The sequence below is a fragment of the Tenacibaculum profundi genome (assembly GCF_057162725.1).
On record NZ_CM169894.1, the window covers coordinates 2547363 to 2559742 of the forward strand.

Here is a 12380-nt window from a genome sequence, read left to right on the forward strand (position 1 = left end):
GGCTGCCGCGAAAAAACAGCAATTAAGAAAAAAAACATAACTATATTGTAATCGATGTAAAGTGTGTTTTTTAGAAATAAAGTATAAAATAATTTATGGCTGAAGGCAAAAAATTAAGACTAAATAAAGTTTTAAGAGAATTAAACATTTCTTTAGATAGAGCTGTGGAGCATCTAGCTAAGAACGGCTATGATGTAGAGGCTCGTCCTACTACAAAGATTTCTGATAATGAATATCAGATTTTACTTGATGGTTTCCAAACGGATAAATCAAAGAAAGTAGCATCCAAAGAGGTTAGCGAAGAGAAAAGAAAAGAAAAAGAGGCTATTCGTCAACAATTAGAGGCAGAGCAAGAAAAGAAACGTCAGGAGGAGGAAGAAAAAAAACAAGAAGTTTTAAAAGCCAAAGCGACTAAATTAGAACTTAAAACTATTGGTAAAATCGATATTGAAACAGGTAAAGAGGTAGTAGAGAGTCAAGAAGAAATAGCTACCAATGCTGTTGAAGAAAAAAATCAAGAACCAAAAGTTGAAGAAAATATAACCAAACAAGCAGAGATGCCTAAAGTAGAAATAACTGAACCTATGAAAGAAGTTATTCCTCCCGTTAAAAAGGAAGAACCTGCCCCAATTTTAAAAAATCAAGATACTATAAAAAAAGTAGAAGAAAAAGCTCAAAAAGTAGAGCACTCTAAGCCTATCACTGCTTCTAGAATAGATAAAGCAGTAGAACAAAGTCAATTGTTAAGATCAAAAAAAGGCGATAAACCTAAACCTGTTGAAAAACAAGCTGAGGTAACGCCTGAAAATGCTGAGAAAATTAAAACTCAGTATAAAAAGCTCGATGGTCCTAAAATTACAGGTCAAAAGATTGATCTTAAGCAATTTGAAAGACCTAAAAAGAAAAAACCTGATCCAAAGCAAGATAATAAGAAAGACGGAGATAAGAGAAAACGCAAGAGAATTGTAAATAAACCTGGTGGTGGTAATAACAATCAGGGAAACAATAATTCACAAGGCAACAATAACCGTCAAGGAGGAAACAATCGTCAAGGTGGAAATAATCGTCCTGGCGGTAATAATAATAGAGGGAACAATAGAGGCAATCACAGAGGAAGAAGACCTGTTGTTCAGAAAGAAGAGCTTACAGAAGCTGAAATACAGAAACAAGTTAGAGAAACACTTGAAAAACTTCAAGGAAAATCAAATAAAGGTAAAGGAGCGAAATATCGTAGAGATAAGAGAGATCAGCACCGCCAACAAGTTGAAGCTGAATTAAAAGCACAACAAGAGGAAAGTAAGGTCTTAAAAGTTACTGAGTTTGTTACTGTAAGTGAGGTTGCGACGATGATGGATAAGCCAGTTACGGACATTATTTCAGCATGTATGATGTTAGGAATGATGGTAACTATGAATCAACGCCTTGATGCTGAGACGTTACAAATAGTTGCTGAAGAATTCAATTACAAGGTTGAATTTGTTGGAGCAGAGGTCGAAGAATCTATTGAAGAAGTAATTGATAAGCCAGAAGATTTATCAAATAGAGCACCTATAATTACAGTTATGGGACATGTGGATCACGGTAAAACATCTTTACTTGATTACATTCGTAAAGCAAACGTTATAGCAGGTGAAAGTGGGGGGATTACACAACATATTGGCGCTTATGGAGTAACTTTAGATAATGGTCAGAAGATAGCATTTTTAGATACTCCTGGTCACGAAGCTTTTACTGCTATGCGTGCTCGTGGGGCACAAGTTACAGATCTAGTCATCATTGTAATTGCAGCAGATGATGATGTAATGCCTCAGACAAAAGAAGCAATTTCTCATGCACAAGCAGCTAATGTTCCGATAATTTTTGCTATCAATAAAATTGATAAACCTAATGCTAATCCGGATAATATTAAAACTCAATTATCTTCAATGAATCTCCTTGTTGAAGACTGGGGAGGAGATATTCAGTCACAGGAAATTTCGGCTAAAACTGGTCAGGGAGTTGACGAGTTATTGGAAAAAGTATTGCTAGAAGCGGAAGTACTTGAGCTTACTGCAAACCCCGATAAAAATGCTTTAGGAACTGTAGTTGAAGCTCAATTGGATAAAGGTAGAGGTTATGTTTCAACAATTTTAGTTCAGGCAGGTACATTAAAAATTGGAGATTATCTATTAGCTGGTAAACACAGTGGTAAGGTAAGAGCAATGTTTGATGAAAGAGGTAATAAAGTTAAAGTTGCAGGCCCGTCAACACCAGTATCTATTCTTGGTCTTGATGGAGCGCCACAAGCGGGAGATAAATTTAATGTGTTTGATGACGAAAGAGAAGCCAAACAAATCGCAGCAAAACGTTCTCAATTACAACGTGAACAATCTGTAAGAACGCAAAAGACATTAACATTAGATGAGATCGGTCGCCGTATTGCTTTAGGAGATTTCAAAGAGTTGAATATTATTCTTAAAGGGGATGTTGACGGATCCGTCGAAGCTTTAACGGATTCATTCCAAAAACTATCGACAGAAGAAATTCAAGTAAATATACTTCACAAAGGTGTTGGAGCAATTACAGAATCTGATGTGTTATTAGCTACTGCTTCTGATGCTATCATTGTTGGATTTAATGTGCGTCCTCAAGGAAATGCCAGAGTCGTTGCGGATAAAGAAGAAGTAGATATTAGAACATATTCAATCATTTATGATGCTATTAATGACTTAAAAGACGCGATGGAAGGAATGCTTTCTCCGGAAATGAGGGAGGAAGTTTTAGGTAATGTTGAGATAAGAGAAGTTTATAAAATTTCAAAAATAGGTAACATCGCAGGTTGTATGGTTATGACTGGTAAAATAACAAGAGATGCCAAAGTTCGTATAATTAGAGAAGGAATCGTGGTTCATGATGGACTTTTATCTTCGTTAAAACGTTTCAAAGATGATGTCAAAGAGGTAACAAAAGGTTATGACTGTGGTCTTCAAATTAAAGGTTATAATGATATTAAAGAAGGAGATAGTATAGAAGCTTATACCGAAGTTGCAGTGAAGAAAAAACTTAAGTAAATTACAAGATAAATTTATTATTATAGTATCTTAATAAAAGCTCGATTTACAAAATTATTAAATCGAGCTTTTAATTTTTCTATTAATTGTTTAAATGAAATTATCATTTTTAGTAGAAACATATATATAGTATAAAAGTTTTGTAGAGATACTAATAATTAAAGTACTAAATTAATCTCTTTTAAATCGTGTAATTTAAATTTTATGAGGTATCAGTGGTGTATCAATTTAAATTAAAAACAAGTTATTTATGACGGGGATTCCTCTTCTAAGTATACTTTTTAATTATATATGATTAATTTTATAAATATTCTCTGACGCGGTGAGAAACTTCTGAAATTTGAATGGTTTCAAAACAATTCAAGTAAGTTTTAGGATAGTCCTTACCATAAACAGATGTTGGAATAAGCGGAAATTTTTTTAAATCTGGAATAATTTGATTACAGTCAGGTTGCTTATAGGGTGTGAATCCAAGAAATGGGTGTGTTACACCCCAAATTGTTATTACTGGAACATCATATAATGCTGCTATATGACCATTTCCAGAATCTACAGAAATCATTACATTTAAGTTAGAAATAACATCAAGCTCCTCTTTAAAGCTTACCTTTCCGACACAAGAGAATGTGTTTTTATAATCTTTAGTAATTGATTCAAAAATGTCTTTTTGTTCATCTCCACCTCCAAAGAGTAAAATACTTATGTTATCAGTAGTGCTTAAACTTTTAATTAATTCATGTAATTTGCTTATTGGTAAGCTTTTACTTTCGTAAGCAGCGAAAGGTGCAATACCTATTAACTTTTTCTCTTTAACTTTTTTAGAAATGAGCTCAGGAATCATCTTTTTACTAATCGGATAACTTTCTGATAAGTCAATAGTATATCCTAATTTTCTAAAGACATCAGCATAACGTTCGTGTGTCGTTTTGAGTGGCTTTAGCTTTTTGTTTGGATCTTTACTAGTTAATTTTTTTTTATCTTTTCGAGCTTTATCTATTTGATGACAAGTATATCCGTTAAATCTGAAAAGTGCAATAAGCACTTTCGATCTAAGTACATTATGAAGATCTACAACAAAATCAATTTTTAGATTAATAAGCTCATTATAAAGCTTTAAAAGCCCTAAGAAGCCTTTATGATGATTTTTGAAATCCGAACAAAAAACACTAACTCCCTGTATATCCTTGAAAAAAGGAGCAAAAAAAGGCCTTGTAAGCACTGTAACTTTAATGTTTGAATTTTGCTTCGTCAATGCTTGTATTACAGGGGCAGTCATTGCAACATCTCCCATTGAAGAAAGACGTATAACTAAAATATGTTTTCTTGAAAGTTTCAAGTACCTTTTTTACTTTATTATTTTTGAGATCTTAGAATAGGGTTTAGATCTGCATCATTATACATTTTCATTTGTTTATATACCTTCATATACTTGTCTCCATTTTTAATATCATTTAACAGTGTGTCTATTGCAGAAGACAAATCAGTTTGTTGCTCGAGCAGAACTGCTAATTTTTTTTCACAATTATTTCTATGTGTTTTTGAAGCATCATTGCGTTTTGCTTCTTCGTTCATGTGATACACTTTTAAAGCTAAAATAGACAGGCGATCAATGCCCCAAGCAGGACTTTCTGTATTTATGGTAGCGTTATGTTTTGTCGCAATACCTTTGTATTTTTCCAAAAAATAAGCATCAATGTATTCAACCATATCGGTTCTATCTTGATTTGAAGTATCAATCTTTCTCTTTAAATCTAAGGCAGCAATTGGTTCTATATTCGGATCTCTGATAATATCTTCATAATGCCATTGAACAGTGTCAATCCAGCATTTTCTATATAGTAAATGCTCAATTAAGTGGGAGTTTTTATTGTATTTATTTGTAAAAGGTTGATGTACACTGTCTTCAATGTGATAGCAATCTATTACTTCTTTAAAAATTTCGTTTGCTTTGTCTGTAAACATTCTTTTAAATTACTTTAAGATACCAAAATTACTGTTATTTCTAGTTATTGAAAGAATCAACTGATCAAAAATAACATAAAAATTTAAAACTTTAGGTTGAACATAGTTAAAGCTCCTCATTATGTAAAGCGTCTCTCAATAATTTCAATTAAACGTGTTTCATATTCTTCTTTTTCAGACCAATCATAATCAGGTTTTACAAGATTATTGATAAAGTTTTTAGCTTCTTTCTCTGTTTTACAGGTGTTTAATTGAGAAATAACCCTGTTAAAGTCTGATTGATTTCCTTCAAAAAGATTTTTGACGAATGCAATTCTATCATTAAGTCCAATTTGTAGAGTTTTCTGTAGTTGATCATTTAAAGATTTTTTTGATTCAACTTTTTCAAAAAGATTGGCCATCACATCAACAGGCAGTGTATCGTTTAACTCTTCCTCTAACGTTGGAGTTTTACGCTCATCCGAATCATTTTTTTTGTTGAATAAAATATTATTGAATTCGTCGAAAGACTGTTCTGTTATTTTTTTCACCTCAGGGTTAGGATCATTATCTTTAGTTTCCGAGGCGAGTTTATTTTGAGTAGTGTTTGATGAAGTTTTTTCTGTTATTGGAGAAGGCTCTTCTACTTTGTTGTTTTTTGAATTAAACGGACCCTCTTTAGGAATTATTTCTTTATGAGTAGTTTTGTTTTCTATTTTTGTTGAATTAAAAGTTTCTTTGGATATATTTGGTTTGCTTAACTTTCTCTCTGTTTCAACTATTTTTTTTAGCAACTCTTCTTTAGTAAAATCTGCATTAGGTGTAGTATTTATATACTCATTAACGTAGGCCAAGATAGAAAGCTTTTCATAAACTTCAAAAGCTTTTTTCTTCAATTCCAGCACATCCTCTTTATTTTTCATTTTTAAAATACTATGTGCTAAGCTCGTTAAATCGGATGCTAATTTTTTGTGCATAAGTTGTTCTATGTTTTTAAATTTTATTTTTAAAATTTAATAAATTTGCTTTTCACTACAATAATAATGTAAATGTTAGTAACAGAGCTTAAAATTACAAAATGTTTCTTGAAAATACAGTAAATCACACAGAACAATTTGGGTGGATAGAGGTAATTTGTGGTTCGATGTTTTCAGGTAAAACTGAGGAATTAATAAGACGTCTAAGAAGGGCACAGTTAGCGAAGCAAAAAGTTGAAATTTTTAAACCAGATTTAGATACTCGCTACGATCAGGAAGAAGTTGTTTCTCATAATGAGAACAGAATTCGATCTACTCCAGTTCCAGCTTCATCAAATATTCGATTGCTAGCAAATAATGTTGATGTAGTCGGTATCGATGAAGCACAATTTTTCGATGATGAAATTGTTGCTGTTTGTAATGATTTGGCGAATAGAGGGATTCGAGTAATTATCGCTGGATTAGATATGGATTTTAAAGGAAATCCATTTGGTCCAATGCCAGCCCTAATGGCAACAGCCGAGTATGTTACAAAAGTTCATGCTGTTTGCACGCGAACGGGAAATTTAGCACATTATAGTCATAGAAAGGCAACGAATGATGATCTTGTTATGCTAGGAGAAACACAAGAATATGAGCCTCTTAGTAGAGCGGCTTATTATAAGGCTATTAAGGAATCAAAAGTAGAAAAAGAGAATCTAGATGAATAACCATGTTACGATATTAGAAATAGATAAAAAAGCTATTTTATATAATTTCCAATATTTTAAGAAAAAACTGGAATCAACTACGAAAGTGTTGGTTGTTGTCAAAGCTTTTGGGTATGGTAGTGATGCAGTAGAAGTTGCTAAAATAGTTGAAGAACAAGTCGATTATTTTGCTGTTGCTTATAGTTATGAAGGGGTTGTTTTACGTGAGGCAGGCATTAAAACACCGATTTTAGTTTTACATCCACAACTTCAGAATATGGAGCAAATTGTTCGATATCATTTAGAGCCAGGACTCTACAGTTTTAAAACATTAAATGCATTTTTGAAATTAGCAGATGAGAAGCCCCTGATGAATTATCCAATTCATATTAAATTTAACACAGGATTAAATAGACTCGGTTTTAGTCATTCTGATGTACCTTCAATTTTAATAGAGCTAAAAAAGTCAAATAATGTAGTAGCAAAATCGATTTTCACTCATCTTGCCGCAAGTGAAGATCTACATGAGTATGAATTTACTGTCGGACAGATAAATAATTTCGCATTTATTGTTAAAAAAATTTATGATCATTTGGGGTATAAGCCTATAATACATGCTCTTAATACGTCGGGAATAATAAATTATTCTAAAGCTCAATTTGATATGGTTCGTTTGGGGATTGGTCTATATGGTTTTGGGAATACTCCCAAGGAAACACAAAACTTAAAAAATACCCATAATTTAAAGTCTATAATTTCTCAAATACGAACTATTCAGCCAGGAGAAACGGTTGGTTATAATAGGGCTTTCGTAGCTAGTAAACTTACAAAAAGTGCTACAATACCAATAGGGCATGCAGATGGAATTTCTAGGAGATTAGGAAATAAAAATGGGTTCGTCACAATTAATAATAATATCGCACCTATTATAGGAAATGTTTGTATGGATATGATTATTGTGGATGTTACGAAAATAGACTGTAATGAAGGAGATGAGGTGATTATATTTAATAACCAAAAACATATCGAGTTCATAGCTAGTAAATGTGAAACAATTCCATATGAGATTCTAACATCTATTTCTCAGAGAGTTAAAAGATTAGTAAAAAACTAATTTTTTTTATACATTTAATAAATTTAATTAAAAAATCATAAAATATGGGAATGCTCAAAGAGTTTAAAGACTTTGCAATGAAAGGGAACTTGGTTGACATAGCTGTAGGTTTTGTCATGGGGGCCGCTTTCAAACAAGTTATAACTTCTTTTACAGGTGGAATCGTATCACCTCTAATAGGTTTGCTATTTAATGCAGACTTTAAAGATTTAAAAATGATCCTTAAAGAGGGCGTGGTTGATGAAACAGGAAAGACTGTTGGAGAAGTGGCTTTGTTATATGGAGAGTTTCTTACTTATGTGATTGATTTCATAATAGTTGCTTTTATTATGTTCTTAGTCGTAAAAGGGATCAATAAAATGAAAAGAAAAGAAGAGCCCACAGTAGAGACACCAAAAGGACCAAGTCAGGAAGAGTTGCTTTCAGAAATAAGAGATTTATTAAAAAAATAATCTTAGATAACTAAAACGCTTTGAGAAATTTTTCCCAAGGCGTTTTTTACTGAAGATTAATTATTACATAAAGGAGATTAAGGTTTTTGATTTTATCTCGTTTTTTAATTGATCTATTTTTTCATACATAGTAGTAAAAAAGACTTTTCTGTCTATTTCTGTTTCACTAGAAATCTTTTTCGCGAACTGTAGCTGTTTTTGCAAATAGCTGTCCATTTCATTACAGATTATAGAGTCTTCTATTTTTATATGCGAAAAAGAGCCGTAAGGCATTAATATTCCTTTTTTAAACTCATTTTTAAAGAAAATAGAATGGTTTAGATTGAGTAGTTTGCTGTAATACAATGTGTATCTGTATTTTCTCTTATTAATAAGCCGGTTTTCTGTGTTTACGTTAGTAACATTTTGTTCAAGCCGACTTATGATAGTATTGATTTCATCGCATAAAAGCAGGGCTTCTTCTTTATTTAATGTTTTGGTTCTAAAAAAATAGAAAATTTGATAAAGAGAACTGTCTATTGTTGTGTCGCTCCAAATATCAATGATATCAGTTAACTTAAAAGTTTCTCTAAAATTTTTGGCCTCTTCAACTGCAGCAAATTTTGGTGTAAATTGATAAAATGATAAATTGTTATTTATTGAATTCTTTTTTGAAAAGTTTAGATGTGCATAAATTCTAAATTTCCAATAAAGATTTGTTGTCTTTACATGATAAAAAGGAATATCTTTTGCAGAGTACACAATCTGTGCTTTACTTCCCGAATGAAAAGTTTTGGTATAATAAGATAATTCTTTGTAAAAGTGGATAAGTCCATCAATATTATCTTGAAATTTGTTTTTGTTAATTAAGAGTGTGTTATCAGAAGGGAGGTCATATAATTCGTTTAACGAAATTTTATAATGACTTGCTAATTTTACTGCCTCTTTAAATGTTAATGCTGTCCTACCTTTGATTCTCCTATAAGAAGCATCATAGCTAACATCTAATACATCTGCGATTTCCTCCGTAAAAAGAACGTTCTTAGGCAGTTTCTGCTTAATAACGTCAAAGAGCTTATCTTTTTCTATACCCATAATGTCTCTTGAATAGTGTTCTGGTATTCTTAAATAATGCAAAAAATTTATTTTTTATTTTGCATTATTTACAACCATCTTTTGTCTAAATCTTTTTTAATTTGTTATTAAGACTTAGTTTAGGTGAACTGTGGGGGGACATCTATTTAAGGTTAAAAAAAAGTCTTCTCTATGCAGGGAGAAGGCTTTTGATTACTAATATAAGAAAAATTATGAATGTTTGCCTTCATTCCATCCGTTTTTTTCTAAATATTTTTTTCCGCTCTCAACAGCGCCTTTCTCTATCATAGTACCCATAGAGTCATTCCAACGATTTAAATAACCAAATAAAGATATTACACCAAGCATCTCTACGATCTCTCCTTCGTTCCAATATTTTTGTAACTCGGACTTGATATTTTCATCTACCATATTAGGAATTTGGCTAGCAGCTAAAGAGAAGTCTAAGGCAGCTTTTTCAGCTCCATTAAAAGCAGGGTGTGTTTTATATTCCCATATATTATCCAATTGTTCTTGTTCTGCTCCATAGCGCTCTGCAGCTCTTATTGCGTGAGCTTGACAATATCTACACCCTGTAGCATTACTTGAAACCCAAGCAATCATTCTTTTTAAAGCAGATGTAACTCTACCTTTATTTTCCATTACGGCTTTATTCATATTGATGAAAGCCTTTGAAATTTTAGGTCTATGTTGCATTGTTAAAACAGAATTAGGACAAAAGCCTAAGGTTTCATTAAAAAAATCAGCTAGTTCTTTTGTTTCCTGGTCGTGATCAGCCGGTAAAGGATTTACTAATGGCATAGTCTGTACTTTTTAGTTTTTATTGATATTTTTTTACTGTAAGTTTGTTTTGTGAAATGTATACTTATTAAGTATAACTTGGTAAATATCACATAAAATTACGTAAACAGCAAAAATAAATATTATGGCTTATCATACAGTTACTACTATTTGGAAAGAGAATATGGCATTTGAAACAGATAATCCGCTAGGAAATAATGTTATAATTGACACATCTAAAGAAAATGGAGGCGACGCAAGTGGATTATCACCCAAAGCGATGATGCTTTCTTCTTTGGCAGGGTGCTCAGGGTTAGATGTTGTCGCATTGCTTAGCAAAATGAGAGTTGAAGTTGATGATTTTAAAATTATTGTAAAAGGAGAATTGACCGAAGAGCACCCAAAATACTATAGTAGTGTTACGGTTGACTATCATTTTACAGGAAATAATCTCAAAAAAGATAAAATAGAAAAAGCTGTAGCTTTATCTGTAGAAAAATATTGTGGTGTTATGGAAATGTTTAGAAAGTTTGCCGAGGTTAAAATAGAGATATTTTATCATAAAAAATAAATTACATGCGATGGACTTTAAAGCCTGAACCCAATGAAGAGGAGGTTGAAAAATTAACGAAAGAGCTAGGAATAGATAAAGTTTTATCAAGATTATTGGTACAAAGGGGTATCAAGACATTTGATGAAGCAAAGGAATTTTTTCGTCCTTCGCTTGATAATTTGCATGATCCTTTTTTAATGAAGGATATGAATTTAGCAGTAGAAAGAATTGAAAAAGCTATTGAATTAAAAGAAAGAATATTAATTTATGGTGATTACGATGTGGATGGAACAACTGCAGTATCATTATTGTATTCTTATATTAAGGATAGGTATTCTGATGTTACTACTTATATACCTGATCGATATAAAGAAGGGTATGGTATTTCTTTTTTAGGTGTTGATTTTGCAATAAAAAATAATTTTCAATTAATCATTGCTCTTGACTGTGGAATTAAAGCAATTGACAAAGTAACATATGCAAAGGAGAATAATATAGATTTTATAATTTGTGATCACCATAAGCCAGGACAAGAAGTTCCAGAAGCAGTAGCTGTTTTAAATCCAAAACAAATTGATTGTATGTATCCCTATAAAGAGCTTTGTGGGTGCGGAGTAGGATTTAAGCTAATAGAAGCTTTAGAGTATCGTAATAATGGTGTAATTGAAAATTTAATTCCTTATTTAGATTTAGTTGCAATAGCGGTGGCAGCCGATATTGTTCCCATCACAGGAGAAAATAGAGTATTGGCTTATTTTGGGCTACAAGTAATTAACACAGCGCCAAGAAATGGAATAAAGGCGATTATTCATCAGTTTGGAAAAAAAGAACTCACAATTACTGATGTTGTTTTTATTATTGCTCCTAGAATCAATGCTGCAGGAAGAATTAAGCATGGAAACTTTGCTGTTAGTCTTCTGACTGAACTTGACTATCAAATAGCACTTGTTGAAGCTTCTAATATTGAAAAATTTAATACTGATCGAAAAGAATTAGATGCCGCAATTACTCAAGAAGCACTAATTCAAATAGTGAATAATAAAGAAGAAGATAAGTTTACGACAGTTGTATATGAGGAAGACTGGCACAAGGGGGTAATAGGTATTGTAGCTTCTAGGTTGATAGAAACATATTATCGGCCAACAATAGTGTTTACGAGAAGTGGTGATAAATTAGCTGCGTCCGCTAGGTCAGTGAAAGGATTTGACGTGTATAATGCTATAGAAGCTTGTTCTGAATATTTGGTTCAATTTGGAGGTCATAAATATGCGGCTGGATTAACTATTTTACCAGAACAATATGAAAATTTTAAGAATAAATTCGAGCAGGTAGTTTCCGAATCAATTCATAAGAATCTTCTAGTTCCAGAAATAGGGATTGATGTAGAGTTAGATCTTTGTTCAATAACCCCAAAGTTTTATCGGATATTACAACAAATGGCACCTTTCGGACCTCAGAATTTGAAGCCTGTGTTTTATAGTTCATGTGTTAGAGATAATGGATACGGAAAGCAGGTCGGAGGCGATAAAAGCCATTTAAAACTCAATATTATATATGGAGCAGATAATAGAACATATGGAGCCATTGGTTTTAGTTTGGGAAAAAAAATGAAGTTAATAGAAAATAGTTTTGATATTGCATATTGTCTAGATGAAAACACATGGAATGGTACCACGTCAATACAATTAGTATTAAAAGATTTAAAGCAGTCAATTTAGAATTAATCTAAATTAATTATATTTGCTCGTCA

At 32.0% G+C, this 12380-nt stretch carries 11 protein-coding genes; 6 read left to right on the forward strand and 5 right to left on the reverse strand.

From position 1 onward, the window contains the following. The first annotated feature begins 95 nt into the window (after positions 1–95). Positions 96–3050: a translation initiation factor IF-2 gene (gene infB, locus AC2GW8_RS10355; protein WP_440879797.1), complete on the forward strand. Its 2955-nt coding sequence runs from the start codon at positions 96–98 to the stop codon at positions 3048–3050. A gap of 301 nt (positions 3051–3351) precedes the next feature. On the opposite strand, the gene AC2GW8_RS10360 is transcribed toward infB, so the two are convergent. The 3 genes from AC2GW8_RS10360 to AC2GW8_RS10370 form a co-directional block, all read right to left on the reverse strand. Beyond that, positions 3352–4386, reverse strand: a complete 1035-nt coding sequence (locus AC2GW8_RS10360; protein WP_440879798.1) for a glycosyltransferase family 9 protein — start codon at positions 4384–4386, stop codon at positions 3352–3354. A 17-nt stretch (positions 4387–4403) separates the two neighbouring features. Continuing rightward, the gene (locus AC2GW8_RS10365) at positions 4404–5012 is read right to left on the reverse strand and encodes a DUF4254 domain-containing protein (RefSeq protein ID WP_440879799.1); all 609 of its coding nucleotides are present in this window, start codon (positions 5010–5012) and stop codon (positions 4404–4406) included. A 119-nt stretch (positions 5013–5131) separates the two neighbouring features. Beyond that, positions 5132–5968 carry a DUF8457 domain-containing protein gene (locus AC2GW8_RS10370; protein ID WP_440879800.1) on the reverse strand — a complete coding sequence of 279 codons (837 nt, stop codon included), beginning with the start codon at positions 5966–5968 and terminating at the stop codon, positions 5132–5134. A gap of 101 nt (positions 5969–6069) precedes the next feature. On the opposite strand from AC2GW8_RS10370, the gene AC2GW8_RS10375 reads away from it, so the two are divergent. The 3 genes from AC2GW8_RS10375 to mscL are packed head-to-tail and all read left to right on the forward strand — an operon-like array spanning position 6070 to position 8223. Then, complete coding sequence (locus AC2GW8_RS10375) at positions 6070–6678, forward strand: thymidine kinase (protein WP_440879801.1); 609 nt, start codon at positions 6070–6072, stop codon at positions 6676–6678. After that, a complete protein-coding gene (gene alr, locus AC2GW8_RS10380) occupies positions 6671–7771 on the forward strand; it encodes an alanine racemase (RefSeq protein ID WP_440879802.1) in 1101 nt (366 codons plus the stop codon). Before AC2GW8_RS10375 ends, alr begins: the two co-directional genes overlap by 8 nt. 50 nt (positions 7772–7821) lie before the next feature. Continuing rightward, positions 7822–8223 carry a large conductance mechanosensitive channel protein MscL gene (gene mscL / locus AC2GW8_RS10385; protein WP_440882207.1) on the forward strand — a complete coding sequence of 134 codons (402 nt, stop codon included), beginning with the start codon at positions 7822–7824 and terminating at the stop codon, positions 8221–8223. A 63-nt stretch (positions 8224–8286) separates the two neighbouring features. Here the strand turns inward: mscL and AC2GW8_RS10390 are convergent, their stop codons facing one another. Further along, positions 8287–9339 (reverse strand): hypothetical protein, encoded by a 1053-nt coding sequence (locus tag AC2GW8_RS10390; protein WP_440879803.1) that lies wholly within the window; start codon positions 9337–9339, stop codon positions 8287–8289. A 168-nt stretch (positions 9340–9507) separates the two neighbouring features. Then, on the reverse strand, positions 9508–10098 hold the full coding sequence (locus AC2GW8_RS10395; protein ID WP_440879804.1) for a carboxymuconolactone decarboxylase family protein: 591 nt from the start codon (positions 10096–10098) through the stop codon (positions 9508–9510). A gap of 124 nt (positions 10099–10222) precedes the next feature. On the opposite strand from AC2GW8_RS10395, the gene AC2GW8_RS10400 reads away from it, so the two are divergent. Further along, positions 10223–10648, forward strand: a complete 426-nt coding sequence (locus AC2GW8_RS10400) for an OsmC family protein (RefSeq protein ID WP_440879805.1) — start codon at positions 10223–10225, stop codon at positions 10646–10648. 5 nt (positions 10649–10653) lie between these two features. Continuing rightward, positions 10654–12348 carry a single-stranded-DNA-specific exonuclease RecJ gene (recJ, locus tag AC2GW8_RS10405; protein WP_440879806.1) on the forward strand — a complete coding sequence of 565 codons (1695 nt, stop codon included), beginning with the start codon at positions 10654–10656 and terminating at the stop codon, positions 12346–12348. Positions 12349–12380: the final 32 nt, after the last annotated feature.

Coding starts and splice junctions, on each gene's coding strand:
- infB (WP_440879797.1), top strand. CDS start 96: ATGGCTGAAGGCAAAAAATTAAGACTAAATAAAGTTTTAAGAGAATTA.
- AC2GW8_RS10365 (WP_440879799.1), bottom strand. CDS start 5,012: ATGTTTACAGACAAAGCAAACGAAATTTTTAAAGAAGTAATAGATTGC.
- AC2GW8_RS10370 (WP_440879800.1), bottom strand. CDS start 5,968: ATGCACAAAAAATTAGCATCCGATTTAACGAGCTTAGCACATAGTATT.
- AC2GW8_RS10375 (WP_440879801.1), top strand. CDS start 6,070: ATGTTTCTTGAAAATACAGTAAATCACACAGAACAATTTGGGTGGATA.
- alr (WP_440879802.1), top strand. CDS start 6,671: ATGAATAACCATGTTACGATATTAGAAATAGATAAAAAAGCTATTTTA.
- mscL (WP_440882207.1), top strand. CDS start 7,822: ATGCTCAAAGAGTTTAAAGACTTTGCAATGAAAGGGAACTTGGTTGAC.
- AC2GW8_RS10395 (WP_440879804.1), bottom strand. CDS start 10,098: ATGCCATTAGTAAATCCTTTACCGGCTGATCACGACCAGGAAACAAAA.
- AC2GW8_RS10400 (WP_440879805.1), top strand. CDS start 10,223: ATGGCTTATCATACAGTTACTACTATTTGGAAAGAGAATATGGCATTT.
- recJ (WP_440879806.1), top strand. CDS start 10,654: ATGCGATGGACTTTAAAGCCTGAACCCAATGAAGAGGAGGTTGAAAAA.